Origin of the sequence: Nocardia thailandica NBRC 100428, assembly GCF_000308795.1 — a bacterium.
Lineage (GTDB): Bacteria > Actinomycetota > Actinomycetes > Mycobacteriales > Mycobacteriaceae > Nocardia > Nocardia thailandica.
Genome location: NZ_BAGK01000212.1, coordinates 1 through 13,338 on the forward strand (window position 1 = coordinate 1; position 13,338 = coordinate 13,338).

Sequence of the window (13,338 nt, forward strand, 5' to 3'; positions counted from 1 at the left end):
CCCGATCCCGGGCTTCTTCTCTTGTCGAGAAGGGGTTGTTGGGGTGGGGAGGCTCTCTGTGGATAGTTTCATAGAGTTACGGCGGTTATAGCGGTGGGGAAACGCCCGGTCCCATTCCGAACCCGGAAGCTAAGGCCACCTGCGCCGATGGTACTGCACTCGACAGGGTGTGGGAGAGTAGGACACCGCCGGAACATTCTTCCCGAAGGCCCCCAGCATCAGCTGGGGGCCTTCGACGTTTCTCCACCACGTCCACTGTGCGTTCCGCCGGCCGCGCGGCCGTCCTCGCACCCCCTCTGAAGTGCATGTTTTTCACAAACCGTCCCAGGGCGGCGATCCGTCCCGCATCATGGTCCGCGTCAGGCTCTGCCTGCTCGGTCGGGGATCGGCAGGCTTCCGCGAGGAGGTTCGATGAACAGGCGTTTCCTCGTCCGGGCACTGCTGCCGGCGGTCACCACCGCGGCACTGTGCCTGGTCACGGCACCCGCGTACGCGGACGTACCGGAGCTGGGATCGGTGGGGATCCCGCCGGTGTCCACCGCGGGCGTCCCGAACGAGATACTGCGGGCGGCGAAGTCGGTGGCGGAACTGGCCGGGATCGAGCTGCCCGACACCTACGGGCCGCGCACCGCGATCGTCGTGCTCGGCTTCGGCCTGCTGCCCGACGGGTCGATGCGCGCCGAACTCGGCCAGCGCCTGCACGCCGGCCTGGTCCAGGCCATGATGTCGCCCGCCTCGCCGGTCATCGTCACCGGTGGCAACCCCCGCAACGGCGTCACCGAGGCGCAGGCCATGGCCGACTGGCTGGCACTGCGCGGGATCGCCCGTGACCGCATCCACACCGAGACGCAGGCCGGGTCCACGGTGCAGAACGCGCTGTTCAGCGCGGAACTCATGCGCGCCCTCGACATCAAGAACGCCGTGCTGATCACCTCCGCCGACCACATGCGCCGCGCCCTGGACAACTTCCTGGCCGCGGGCGTGCCCGTGGTGGCGACCATGACGCCGGACGTCGCCCCGCTGTGGGTGAAGCCCTTCGGCGCCGGGGCGGGCGGCTAGACCGGCTGCTGCTCCCGGCGTCGCGCCTCGCGGGCGAGCGCGCGGTCGCGCTGCTCCTCGAACCGGACGACATCGGCGCGCAGGCGGTCGAGGAAGGCGGCGAGCCGTTCCCGGCTGCGTTCGCCCCTCGGCCCGAGATCGGTGCGCTCGAAGACGTTCCACTTCCGCAGCACCGGGAGCAGCACCTCCTCCAGGTGCTGGCGCAGGTCGTAGATGCCGTGCTTGGCCATCAGGACCCCGTTGCGACGCCAGCCCGGCATGCCCGCGCCGGGCATCTGGAACCCGGTGACGATGGTCGTGATCGCCTCCAGCGTCTGATCGGGGGCGAGGTCGAGGGCGGCGGCGCAGAGGTTGCGGTAGAAGATCATGTGCAGGTTCTCGTCGGCGGCGATGCGGGCCAGCATGCGGTCGGCGACGGGGTCGTCGCAGGCGCGGCCCGTGTTGCGGTGGCTGACCCGGGTCGCGAGCTCCTGGAAGGTCACGTAGGCCACCGAGTAGAGGAGGCCGGCGTCGGCCGCGAGCCGCGCGTCGGGGCCCGCCTTCGCGTCCACCACGGCCATCGCCGAGTAGCCGGTGGCCATATGGGCCATGCGGGCCTGCTCGAGGGCGACCGGGTCGACGCCGCGGGTGACGACCAGGTAGTCACGCATCACGATGCCGTGGCGGTTCTCCTCGGCGGTCCAGCGGCCGACCCAGGTGCCCCAGGCCCCGTCCTGGGAGAAGTTCTCGGCGATCTCCCGGTGGTAGGACGGCAGGTTGTCCTCGGTCAGCAGGTTGGTGATCATGGCCGCCGCGGCGACCTCGCTCAGCGCCGATTGCGCCGGGTCCCAGTCGGTTCCGCCCAGCGCGGCGAAGTCGCGTCCCCGGTCCCACGGCACGTAGTCGTGCGGGTGCCACTCCTTGGCCATCGCCAGGTGCCGGTCGACATTGTCGGCCGCGACCGGCTCCAATTCCAGCAGCAACTCCAGTTGGGTCAGATTCCGGGCCACGGCCTTTGCCTTTCCTCGGGTGAAAAGCGGGACGGTGCAGTTGTACTCGGGGCTGGTATTCCGCGCCCGATCCGGTAGTGTTGCCCGACGTTCGTCGAGCACGGGTCGATGGCGACCCAGCCGACAATAGACCTGCCCGTCCACGCCACCGAACGACACGGTGCGGAGGCGACCGTTTCTGATTTTCGGCGCGTCGCGCGCGGGTGTGGACACGCTCCATCGGTTCAGCCAGTTCAGCTCCACCTGTTTCTTTTTCGAAGAGAGAGTGAGCGAATATGCGGGACATCGTGGTCACAAGCTTGGCGGCGACCACATCCATTGCGCCGGACGTGGACTCGACCTGGAAGGGACTGCTCAACGGCGAGAGCGGCATCGACGTCCTCGACGATCCGTTCATCACCGAGTTCGACCTGCCGGTGCGGATCGGTGGGCACCTGAAGGTCTCGCCCGCGATGTCGCTGACGCGGGAGGAGGCGCGCAGGCTGTCCTACGTCGAGCAGATGGCGGTCGTGCTCGCCCGCGAGGTGTGGCGCAACGCGGGCAGCCCGGAGGTCGACGGCGACCGGCTCGGCGTCTCGCTCGGCACGGGTCTGGGCGGTGCCGAGTCGCTGATCTACGCCCGCGACCGGCTCACCACGGCCGGCTACCGCAAGGTCTCGCCGCTGACCGTGCAGGCCATGATGCCGAACGGCCCCGCCGCCTGCGTCGGCCTGGAACTCGGTGCGCGGGCCGGTGTCTCGACCCCGGTGTCGGCCTGCTCGTCCGGCTCGGAGGCGATCGCCAACGCCTGGCGGATGCTGGTGATGGGCGACGCCGACATGGTGGTCACGGGCGGGGTCGAGGGCTCGATCCAGGCGGTGCCGATCGCCGCGTTCACCCAGATGCGCGCCATGAGCACCCGCAACGACGACCCGAAGGGCGCCTCGCGCCCCTTCGACGCCGACCGTGACGGGTTCGTCTTCGGCGAGGCGGGCGCGATGATGGTGCTCGAGACCGAGGAACACGCCCGCGCGCGCGGCGCCACGGTGCACGCCCGCCTGCTCGGCGCGGGCGTGACCTCCGACGGATTCCACCTGGTCGCCCCGGATCCCGAGGGCACCGGCGCGGCCCGGGCCATGACCCGCGCGCTCGAGACCGGCGGCATCACCCGCGCCGACGTCACCCACATCAACGCCCACGCCACCGCGACGCCCATCGGCGACCTGGCCGAGGCCGCGGCCATCACCAAGGCGGTCGGCACCCACCCGTCGGTGTACGCGCCGAAGTCGGCGCTGGGGCACTCCATCGGCGCGGTCGGCGCGCTCGAGGCGGTGCTGACCGTGCTCAGCATCCGCGACAGCGTCGTTCCGCCCACCCTGAACCTGGAGAACCAGGACCCGGCGATCGCGCTCGACGTGGTCGCGGGCCAGGCGCGCGCGGGCGCCATCGATTACGCGATCAACAACTCGTTCGGTTTCGGCGGGCACAACGTCGCGCTGGCCTTCGGGCGCGAATGACCCTCCGGCGCATGGCAAAGGATTGGGAATGATCGGCGAGATCTTCGACGAATACATCGATGAGTCGGGCGCCATCCGGATTCGCGGCGACCAGACGCTGATCGACTTCGTCGACAAACACAGCGAGGCCAACGGCGACGAACTGGCCTACCGCTTCATCGACTACTCCAGGGAGCGGGAGGGCGAGTACCACGAGCTGACGTGGCGGGCCTTCGGCACCCGGCTGCGCGCGGTCGCGGCCCGGTTGCAGCAGGTCACCGCGCAGGGCGACCGGGTGGCGATCCTGGCACCGCAGGGCCTGGACTACGTCGTCGCCCTGTTCGCCGCGGTGTACGCGGGCAACGTGGCGGTACCGCTGTTCGACCCGGACGAGCAGGGGCACAGCGACCGGCTGCGGGCGGTCCTCGGCGACTGTTCACCCGCCGCGGTGCTCACGGTCGGCTCGGCCGCGCCCGGCGTGCGCAGCTTCTTCCGCGAGTTGCCCGCCGCCCGCCGGCCCCGGATCATCGCGGTCGAGGCGATCCCGGACAGCGTCGGCGCGAGCTGGACCCGGCCCTCGATCAACATCGACAGCGTCGCCTACCTGCAGTACACGTCGGGCTCGACCCGGGTGCCCGCGGGCGTGGAGATCACCCACCGCGCGGTCGGCACCAACCTGCTGCAGATGATCGACGCGATCGGGATCACGGAGAACGCGCGCGGGGTCACCTGGCTGCCGCTGTTCCACGACATGGGTCTGCTCACGGTGATCCTGCCGACCATCGGCGGCAAGTTCATCACCATCATGTCGCCGAGCGCCTTCGTGCGCAGGCCCTACCGGTGGATCAAGGAGCTGGCCGCGCAGTCCGACGGCGCCGAGATCTACTCGGCGGCGCCGAATTTCGCGTTCGAGCACGCGGCGACCCGCGGCCTGCCCAAGGACGGCGAGTACCTGGACCTGTCGAACGTGATCGGCCTGATCAACGGCAGCGAGCCGGTGTCGGTGACCTCGATGCGCAAGTTCAACGAGGCGTTCGCGCCGTTCGGGCTGTCCAAGACCGCGATCAAGCCCTGCTACGGCATGGCCGAGGCGACGCTGTTCGTGTCGGCGACCCGGCGCGAGGACGAGGCGAGGGTGGTGCACGTCGACCGGGCCGAGCTCAACGCCGGGCGGATGATCGAGGTCGACGAGGACGCGCCCGGCGCGGTGGCGCAGGTGTCGTGCGGCTACGTCGCGCGGTCGCAGTGGGCGGTGATCGTCGACCCGGCGACGGGATTCGAGCGCCGCGACGGCGAGGTCGGCGAGATCTGGCTGCACGGCGACAACATGGGCATCGGCTACTGGGGCAGGCCGGACGAGACCACGGAGGTGTTCGCCAACCGCCTGCGCGGGCGCAACCCGGCGGGCAGCCGCGCCGAGGGCACCCCGGCGCACGCGAAGTGGATGCGCACCGGTGACTTCGGCGCCTACCACGACGGCGAGCTGTTCATCACCGGCCGGGTCAAGGACCTGGTCATCGTCGACGGCCGCAACCACTACCCCCAGGACCTGGAATACACCGCGCAGGAGGCGAGTTCGGCACTGCGGCCGGGTTTCGTCGCGGCGTTCTCCGTGCCCGGGGACGAGCTGCCCGCCGGGACCGGCGCGGGCGGGTCGGGGGAGCAGCTGGTCATCGTGGCCGAACGCGGCACCGGCGCGGCCAAACTCGAGCCGGGGCCGATCGCCGAGGCGGTCCGGGCCGCGGTCGCCCAGCGGCACGGGGTGACCGTGCGTGACCTGCTGCTGGTGCCCGCGGGGTCGATCCCGCGCACGTCCAGCGGGAAGATCGCGCGGCGGGCGTGCAAGGCCGCCTACGTCACCGGGACGCTGCGCGGCGGACACCGCCAGCAGGAGTTCCCCGACCTCGTACACGACTGAGCCGGGACGGGACGGCCGGCGCCGGCCGTCCCGTCAGTTCACGCAGGGGACCGTGTCGCCGATGCGGGATGCCACCGGCCTGCCCGCGTCGGGCAGCGGCAGCCCGCTGCTGCCGGGCACGGCCGTGGTGGTCGTGGTCGTGGTGGTCGACGTGCCGGTGGCCGAGAGGCCCTCGGGCACGGTGAAATCGGCGGCCAGCGTGATCCGGACGGTCCCGGCGGCGACCTCGCCGGTGCGGTCGGCCGCGGTCGGCAGGCCGCCGAAGGTCTCGGCGACCCGGGCGGCGTCGGCGGCGGCCCCGGTGCCGTAGGTGACCGAGGAGGTGCCGTCGCCGCCGGTGCGGTTGCCGACGGTGCTCACCCGGTAGCCACGGTCGCGCAGGGTCTCTGCGAGGCTGCCCGCCAGGCCGGTGACGGTGCCCGCGTTGTAGATCTCGAGATCGGCGGCGGGCGGGGGCGCCTGCGTGGTCGTCGTGGCGGCCTGGACGCCGAAGGCGGCGCGCACCTCGCGCTTGATGGCAGCCGGATCGACGATGTTGACGTCCTGTCCGTCGACGACGTCGTAGCGGACGACCGGCAGCGTGCGGAACTCGACCGGGATCGACCCGGCCCTGCCCATGTCGCGCGCGAAATCGGTGAGGTTCCAGCCCTCCGACAGCACCACGTCGCGGTGCGCCACGTCCATGAGCGCGCCCAGCTTGCCGAGGTCGGTCAGCGTGCCGGAGTCCTTGAGCTGCTTGGCCACCGAGCTCAGGAATGCCTGCTGACGGTGCGTCCGGTCCAGGTCGCCGTTCTCCAGGCCGTGCCGCTGACGGACGAAGGCCAGCGCCTGGGAACCGTCGAGGTGCTGGCGGCCCGCGGGGAACACCGCGCCGGAGAACTCGCTGTCGTCGACGGCGTGGTTGAGGCACACGTCGACCCCGCCGAGGGCGGAGGCCAGATCGTAGAAGCCCGCCAGGGAGATCTCGGCGAACCGGTCGATCGGCACGCCGACCAGGGTGCGCACGGTGGACACGATCGAGGCGCGGCCCGCCTCGCGGCTCTGCCGCTCGAGGCTGACCTGATCGGTCACGCCGGAGGCGATGAGCTTGTTCTGCACCGCGGCCTTCTTCAGCCCGTACGCCTCCTTGATCTTGGCGTGGGTGTAGCCGGGGATGCCCGAGACCGCGACGTAGTCGTCGCGGGGGATGGAGAACGCGACGATCTTGCTCAGGTCGGCCGGGATGTGGAGCAGGATGAGCGAATTGGCGTTGTAGCCGCCCTCGGTGCCGTCCCCGGCGTGCAGCTGGTCGAGCACGGCCTTGGGCAGGTCGCGCCCGTCGAGGTCCTTGCGGGTGTCCAGGCCGATCAGCAGGATGTTCAGGTCGCCGCCGAGCGAGCGGGGCGCGTCGTCGCCGAGCGCGTCCGAGTGCAGGAAGCCCGCGTCGAAATTCTGTTTGGCCGACCAGGCCAGGCCGGTCCCGGTGAGCACCGCCAGCGCGGTGGCCGCGATCAGCGCGCGGCCGAACGCCGTCGCGATGCGCCGGCTCATCGCAGCGCGCTCCCCTCCTGCCACGCCGACCACGGTACGCTCCAGTCGCCGTTCTGCCACACTTCCAGCGGCGACCCGCCGGTGTTGCGCACCTCGACGACGTCACCGGGATTGGCGAAATCGTAGAACCAGCGCGCGTTCTCGCCCGAGAGGTTCAGGCAGCCGTGCGAGACGTCGGTGTTGCCCTGCGCCCACACGGTCGCCTCGTTCTGGTGCAGGTACACGCCGTCCGTGCTGATCCGGGTCGCCCAGTTGATCTCCTCCTTGTAGCCGAGCTTGGAGTTGACCGGCAGGCCGTAGGTGGAGGAGTCCATGATCACCGGGTTGGCCTTGTCCATGACCGTGTACACGCCCGGCTGGGTCCAGAAGCTGATCGACTTGCCGGCGATCACCTGGGTGCCGCCCATGCCCATCGAGGTGGGCATGGTGCGGATCAGGGTGCCGTTCTCGAACACCTGGACCTGCTTGGTCTCGTCGTCGGCGATGCTGACGTGCGACGGGCCGATGGTGAAGGCCGCGCTCGCGTCCTCCTGGCCGTAGAGGCCGTTGCCCAGGTCGGCGCCGTAGATGTCGGCGGCGACGCGGACCTTGGTGCCGGGGGCGTAGTACTTCTCCGGCCGCCAGTGTGCGGTGCGGGCGTCCACCCAGTACCAGGAGCCGGTCACCGGCGGGTCGGTGGTGACCCGCAGCCGCTTCTCGGCGGCGGCCCGGTCGGGGATGTTCTCGTCGAAGTGCGCGGCGATGACGGTACCGACGCCGTAGGTGCCCTTCTCGGTGAGCGCGGCGCCGCCCGTGGCGGAGAGGGTCAGCCGGGTCTGGTTGCCCGGCTTGATCGTGCTGAAGGTCGAGGTGACCGGTCCGCTGCGGCCGGTGACGGTCAGGCCCTCGGCGGTGACGGTGTAGGTGCGGTTGTAGCCGAGGGGCTCGGACGGCTTCCAGGCGGTGTGGTCCGGGGTGAAGACGCCCTCGACGGAGCGGCCCTCCTCGTTGGTCATGGTCACCGTGGTCAGCTCGCCGTCGGCGGCCGCGACCTGGACGGGCGCCAGCGGATCGACCTCGGTCGCGCCCGCGCCGGGCGAGACGGTGATGGCCGGGGCAGGCGCGGCGGCGGGGCCGCCCGCGCCGGGTTCGGGGTCGGCCGAGCAAGCGGCGACCAGCGCGACGAGCAGTGCGGCGGCTCCGAGGCGGAGCCTGCGGGCGGGCCCTGCGGACATGACGTACTCCTGTGTGGCTGTGCGTGCCCCCAGTGAACGGTGAAGCGGCGGCGCCCCCGTGCCGCGCGCACAAGTTTACCGGGGTTCGCCAGCGGGAACGGGGTCACGGGCGGTCCGGCTCGGCCGACTCCCCGGCGCGGACGCCGCTGACCGGCGACAATGGAGCGGCAAGGTGAGCAAGGGAACGCCGGAGCTGTGAACCGGCACCGCCGGGAAACCGGGGCTCCGCGCTCCGTGAGGGAAGGAAGACATGGCCCGCGACAACGACGCCGCAGCCCGCTTGTCCCAGCGTATCGAGGCGCTCTACGCCGCCGACGACCAGATCCGCGCCGCGCGGCCGCTGCCGGAGGTGCAGGAGCGGCTCGGCGCGCCGGGGCTGTCGGTGAACCAGTTGATCACCACGGTCATGACCGGCTACGCCGACCGGCCCGCCGTCGGCACCCGGCGCCGCGACGGGCGCACCCTGCTGCCCGACCACGACCTGCTCACCTACGCCCAGCTCTGGGAGCGGGCCGGCGCGATCGCGGCCGCCTGGCACGCCGACGGGGTCCGGCCCGGCGACTTCGTCGTCGTCATCGGCTTCACCAGCGCCGAGTACCTGGCGATCGACCTGGCGGTGACCCACCTCGGCGCCGTCGTCGTCCCGCTGACGGGCGGGGTGAGCCCGGGCAGGCTGCGCGCCATCCTCGACGAGACCGAGCCCGCCGTCCTCGCGGTCGACCACGACAACCTGCCCGCCGCGCTCGCGGCCACGGGCGACGGCGGCGGTCCCCGGTCACTGCTGCTGTTCGATCACCGCGAGGACGACGACACGCACGCCGCCGCCCTCGCCGCCGCGCGGACGGCGGCGGCGGACACCGGGATCGCCGTGCGGACCCACGACGAGGTCCGCGCGCGGGGCGAGCAGGCGCCGCCGGCGCCGTTGTTCGAGCCCGAACCGGGTACCGACCCGCTCGCCATGCTGATCTACACCTCCGGCAGTACGGGAACGCCCAAGGGCGCCATGTACACCCACCGGCTGGTCGCCGACGGGTGGCGGGCCGGGCGCCCGCTGGCCGCGATCACCCTGAACTACCTGCCGATGAGCCACATCGCGGCGCGGCTCACCCTGATCTCCACCCTGACGCGCGGCGGCACCGCGTATTTCGCGTCCGCGCCCGACATGTCCACGCTGTTCGACGACTTCGCGCTCGTCCGCCCGACCGAGGTGTTCCTCGTTCCGCGCGTGTGCGACATCGTCTTCCAGCGGTACCGCCGCGAGATGGATTCGCGCGGTACCGGCGTCGACGAGGAGGCCCTCGCCGAGCGGGTGCGGACCGAACTGCGGGAGGACCTGCTCGGCGGCAGGCTCATGATGACCATCTGCGGCAGCGCCCCGCTGGCGCCCGAGATGCGCGCCTTCATGGAATCGGTGCTGCAACTCCAGCTGCACGACGGCTACGGCTCGACCGAGGCGGGCGGCGCGCTGCTGGTCAACGGTTATCTGCTGCGTCCGCCGGTGCTCGACTACAAGCTCGTCGACGTGCCGGAGCTGGGCTACTTCGCCACCGACAAGCCGTATCCGCGCGGCGAACTGCTGCTCAAGACCAGCAGCATGGTCCCCGGCTACTACAAGCGGCCCGATGTCACCGCGGAGATGTTCGACGCGGACGGGTTCTACCGCACCGGTGACGTCGTGGCCGAGCTCGGCCCCGACCGGCTCAGCTACGTCGACCGGCGCAACAACGTCCTGAAGCTGTCCCAGGGCGAGTTCGTGACGGTGTCGAATCTCGAAGCCGCGTACGTCGCCTCGCCGCTGATCCGCCAGATCTACGTGCACGGCAGCAGCGAGCGCGCCTACCTGCTCGCGGTCATCGTGCCCACCGAGCGCGCCGCCGCGCTCCCGGAGGCGCGGTTGCGGCCCGCCCTGCACGAGGAACTGCGCGCCATCGCCCGCGCGGCCGGGCTCGAATCCTATGAGATCCCCCGGGAATTCCTGCTGGAACCCGAGCCGTTCACGATCGCCAACGGGCTGCTCTCGGGCGTGGCCAAGCTGCTGCGGCCCGCGCTGAAACAGCGCTACGGTGGCCGGCTCGACCAGCTCTACGCCGACCTGGCCCGCGGCCAGGAGGACGAGCTGCGCGCGCTGCGCCGCGACGCCGCGGTCCTGCCGGTGGCCGAGACCGTCGCCCGCGCGACGCGGGCCGTCCTGGGGTGCGCGGTCGAGGATCTGCGGCCCGACGCGCACTTCGCCGACCTCGGCGGCGACTCGCTCGCGGCGCTGTCCTACGCCGACCTGCTGCGGGAGCTGCTCGGGGTCGACGTCCCGGTGAACGTGGTACTCGGCCCGGCCGGCGACCTGGCCGGTATCGCGGCCTACATCACCCGCCGCCGCGCGGGCGGTGCGCGCCCCACGCCGGCCTCGGTACACGGCGACGGCGCCGCCGAGATCCGGGCCGCCGACCTCACCCTGGAGCGGTTCCTCGATCACGAGACCCTCACCGCCGCCGCGGATCTCCCCGCCGCCGCGCCGGAGCCGCGCACGGTGCTGATCACCGGCGCCAACGGCTACCTCGGACGGTTCCTCGTGCTCGAATGGCTGTCGCGGCCGGGCACGCGGGTCATCGCGCTGGTTCGTGGCGCCGACGCGGGCGCGGCGCGGGACCGGCTGCTCGCCGGCTTCGGCGACCACGTCCCCGCCGCGCTCACCGGCGCCGACGGGCCCGAGGTGCTCGCGGGCGACATCAGCGAGCCGGATTTCGGTCTGCCGGTACAGCAGTGGCGGCGGCTCGCCGCCGAGGTCGACCTCATCGTGCACTCCGGCGCCCTGGTCAACCACGTCCTGCCCTACGCGCAGCTGTTCGGGCCCAACGTCGTCGGCACGGCCGAGGTGTTGCGGCTGGCGCTGACCACCACCCGCAAACCGGTCGCCTACCTGTCCACCGTGGCCGTCGCCGCGCAGGGGGAGTCCTTCGCCGAGGACGGCGACGTGCGGGTCATGAGCCCGGTGCGCACGCTGGACGCGAGCTACGCCAACGGCTACGGCAACAGCAAGTGGGCGGGCGAGGTGCTGCTGCGCGAGGCCGCCGACCGGTTCGGGCTGCCCGTCACGGTGTTCCGGTCGGACATGATCCTGGCCCACCGGACGCTGCCCGGCCAGCTCAACGTGCCCGACGTGTTCACCCGGCTGCTGCTGAGCGTGCTGCTCACCGGGCTGGCCCCGGCCTCGTTCTACCGCACCGGCCCGGACGGGACCCGGCAGCGGGCGCACTACGACGGGCTGCCCGCCGACTTCGTCGCCGCCGCGATCGTCGCCCTCGGCGCGCATACCACGGGCCATCGCACCTACGACGTGGTCAATCCGCACGACGACGGCATCGGCCTCGACACCTTCGTCGACTGGCTGATCGAGGCCGGGCACCCGATCGACCGCATCGACGACCACGCCGCCTGGTTCGAGCGGTTCGCCACGGCGTTGCGCGGGCTGCCCGAGCAGCAGCGCAGGCACTCGCTGCTGCCGGTGCTCGAGGTTTATCGCCACCCGGGCCGGGCGCGGGCCGGATCGGCGCTGCCCGCGGCGGGGTTCCGGGACGCGGTGCGCGCGGCGGGCCTGCCCGGCGCGCCCGACATCCCGCACCTGGATCCGGCGCTGATCACCAAGTACGTCACCGACCTGCGCGAACTCGGGCTGCTCGACCCGGACAAACCGGCCGACTGAGCCGGTCAGTCCTCGCTGCTCGCGCGCTCCCCGACGAAGCGCGCGAGCCCGGGGTCGGCCGAGGTGAAGCGGTCGACCTCCTGACCGCCCGCGCAGTCGAACAGCCCGATCGTCAGCCCGGCCGGACCCCGGCCGAGCACCCGCCAGACGGCGCCGGACCCGGTCCAGCGCCGCAGGGTCTCGACCGGATCGGCGGCCATCGTCACTCCCGGTAGTTGGCGGCGACCAGCGCGAGGCAGGCCGCCGCGACCAGCGCGGCGACGAGGTACATCGCCGGATAACCGAAGCCGGCGTGCGTGTGCAGGGCCGACAGCAGCGCGGGCACCCCGAAGCCGAGATAACTCACCGAGTAGAACACACCGGTCAGCTGCGCGAGCCTGCCTTCGGGCGCGATCCGCTCGATCTGCTGCAGCCCGGCCACGAGGCCGATGCCGTACCCGCAGCCCAGGGTGGCCGCGGCCGCGAGCGTCAGCGGGATGGAGAGCCCGGCCGCGGTGGCCGCGGCCAGCAGCATGCCGAGGGTGAGCAGGACCAGCGCGATCACGGCGGCGCGCGCGGTGCCGGGCCGGTCGATGCGTCGGGCGGCCGACTGGATGGCGAAGCCGCAGCCCAGCGTCACCATGCAGACCAGGGCCGAGAACGCGATCGGCGCCTCGGTCACCCGGCTCATCATCAGGGTGGGCAGCACGGCGTAGGCGGTGGCGTTGGCGGTGAACAGCCACAGCGCGACCGGCAGCGCCACGCACAGGAACCGGCGCAGGCCCGCCGGGGCGAGCCGGGCGCGCCGCGCCGGTCCCGCCGCGCGCGCGGTGACGGTCTCGGGGATGCGGGCCAACCCCACGGTCGTGGCCACACACAGCAGCGCGTTGATCAGGTAGGCCGAGGAGTTCGGCAGCGGGCCCCACTGGGCCAGGGTGCCCGCGACCACGGCGCCGACCGCGAAGCCGCCGGTCAGGCTCATCGCCGAGCGGCGCGCGCCCGCGCCGGGCGCGGCGGCGCCGAACGGGGCCGCCGACAGTTCCTTGAGCCAGCTCCCGCCCACGGCCATGGCAAGGCCGAGCGCGAGCCCGCTCAGCAGGCGGCCCGCCGCGAGCATCGGCACCGAGGCCGCGCCCGCCGCCAGCAGCAGCGACCCGGCCGCCGCGACGGGCGCGGCGGGCAGCATCAAGGCCCGGCGGCCGAAGCGGTCCGAGAGCGGACCGCCGATCAGCATGGCGGGCACGATGCCGAAGACGTAGTAGAACAGCAGCAGATCGACCGAGGTCGGGGCCAGCCCGTGCAGCTTGTACATCACCAGCAGCGGCGTGAACTCGTTGCCGCCCCAGGCGATGGCGAACATCGCCGCCGCCACCGGGAACCAGGCGCGAGTCGCCGCGGGCGCCGCGGCGCGCGGGCGTTCGGCGCTGAGAATCGCCATCACAGACCTTTCCTACGGTGTGGACCTCCGCCCCGTCGC

9 protein-coding genes and 1 rRNA gene are annotated in these 13,338 nt (G+C 72.1%); 5 read left to right on the forward strand and 5 right to left on the reverse strand.

Going from position 1 to position 13,338, the window contains the following annotated elements; translation table 11 throughout:
- Positions 1-77: 77 nt before the first annotated feature.
- Both rrf and ON36_RS23955 read left to right on the forward strand, forming a co-directional pair.
- Positions 78-194 (forward strand): 5S ribosomal RNA (gene rrf, locus ON36_RS23950).
- Between the two features lie 217 nt (positions 195-411).
- Positions 412-1,059, forward strand: a complete 648-nt coding sequence (locus ON36_RS23955; RefSeq protein ID WP_043657957.1) for a YdcF family protein — start codon at positions 412-414, stop codon at positions 1,057-1,059.
- Here ON36_RS23955 and ON36_RS23960 read toward each other — a convergent pair.
- Positions 1,056-2,048 carry an acyl-ACP desaturase gene (locus ON36_RS23960; RefSeq protein WP_043657960.1) on the reverse strand — a complete coding sequence of 331 codons (993 nt, stop codon included), beginning with the start codon at positions 2,046-2,048 and terminating at the stop codon, positions 1,056-1,058. The genes ON36_RS23955 and ON36_RS23960 overlap by 4 nt on opposite strands.
- Before the next feature lie 275 nt (positions 2,049-2,323).
- Between ON36_RS23960 and ON36_RS23965 the strand changes: the two genes are divergently transcribed.
- Both ON36_RS23965 and fadD32 read left to right on the forward strand, forming a co-directional pair.
- Positions 2,324-3,544 carry a KasA/KasB family beta-ketoacyl-ACP synthase gene (locus ON36_RS23965; protein ID WP_043657963.1) on the forward strand — a complete coding sequence of 407 codons (1,221 nt, stop codon included), beginning with the start codon at positions 2,324-2,326 and terminating at the stop codon, positions 3,542-3,544.
- 28 nt (positions 3,545-3,572) lie between these two features.
- Positions 3,573-5,441 (forward strand): long-chain-fatty-acid--AMP ligase FadD32, encoded by a 1,869-nt coding sequence (fadD32, locus tag ON36_RS23970; protein ID WP_043657965.1) that lies wholly within the window; start codon positions 3,573-3,575, stop codon positions 5,439-5,441.
- Positions 5,442-5,474: 33 nt separating this feature from the next.
- On the opposite strand, the gene ON36_RS23975 is transcribed toward fadD32, so the two are convergent.
- The gene (locus tag ON36_RS23975; protein WP_083885349.1) at positions 5,475-6,971 is read right to left on the reverse strand and encodes an LCP family protein; all 1,497 of its coding nucleotides are present in this window, start codon (positions 6,969-6,971) and stop codon (positions 5,475-5,477) included.
- On the reverse strand, positions 6,968-8,185 hold the full coding sequence (locus tag ON36_RS23980) for a L,D-transpeptidase (protein WP_043657968.1): 1,218 nt from the start codon (positions 8,183-8,185) through the stop codon (positions 6,968-6,970). Before ON36_RS23980 ends, ON36_RS23975 begins: the two co-directional genes overlap by 4 nt.
- Positions 8,186-8,435: 250 nt before the next feature.
- Here ON36_RS23980 and car point away from each other — a divergent pair, with 250 nt between their 5' ends.
- The gene (gene car, locus ON36_RS23985) at positions 8,436-11,882 is read left to right on the forward strand and encodes a carboxylic acid reductase (RefSeq protein ID WP_043657970.1); all 3,447 of its coding nucleotides are present in this window, start codon (positions 8,436-8,438) and stop codon (positions 11,880-11,882) included.
- A 5-nt stretch (positions 11,883-11,887) separates the two neighbouring features.
- Here the strand turns inward: car and ON36_RS23990 are convergent, their stop codons facing one another.
- Entirely contained in the window at positions 11,888-12,082 is a 195-nt protein-coding gene (locus ON36_RS23990; RefSeq protein ID WP_043657973.1) for a hypothetical protein, read from the reverse strand.
- Positions 12,083-12,084: 2 nt separating this feature from the next.
- Positions 12,085-13,299, reverse strand: coding sequence for an MFS transporter (locus tag ON36_RS23995; protein WP_052314300.1), 1,215 nt, complete (start codon positions 13,297-13,299; stop codon positions 12,085-12,087).
- Positions 13,300-13,338 lie beyond the last annotated feature (39 nt).

Bases quoted from the DNA above. Each gene is read 5' to 3' on its own strand.
- ON36_RS23955 (WP_043657957.1), top strand. From the start codon at position 412: ATGAACAGGCGTTTCCTCGTCCGGGCACTGCTGCCGGCGGTCACCACC.
- ON36_RS23965 (WP_043657963.1), top strand. From the start codon at position 2,324: ATGCGGGACATCGTGGTCACAAGCTTGGCGGCGACCACATCCATTGCG.
- fadD32 (WP_043657965.1), top strand. From the start codon at position 3,573: ATGATCGGCGAGATCTTCGACGAATACATCGATGAGTCGGGCGCCATC.
- ON36_RS23975 (WP_083885349.1), bottom strand. From the start codon at position 6,971: ATGAGCCGGCGCATCGCGACGGCGTTCGGCCGCGCGCTGATCGCGGCC.
- ON36_RS23980 (WP_043657968.1), bottom strand. From the start codon at position 8,185: ATGTCCGCAGGGCCCGCCCGCAGGCTCCGCCTCGGAGCCGCCGCACTG.
- car (WP_043657970.1), top strand. From the start codon at position 8,436: ATGGCCCGCGACAACGACGCCGCAGCCCGCTTGTCCCAGCGTATCGAG.
- ON36_RS23990 (WP_043657973.1), bottom strand. From the start codon at position 12,082: ATGGCCGCCGATCCGGTCGAGACCCTGCGGCGCTGGACCGGGTCCGGC.
- ON36_RS23995 (WP_052314300.1), bottom strand. From the start codon at position 13,299: ATGGCGATTCTCAGCGCCGAACGCCCGCGCGCCGCGGCGCCCGCGGCG.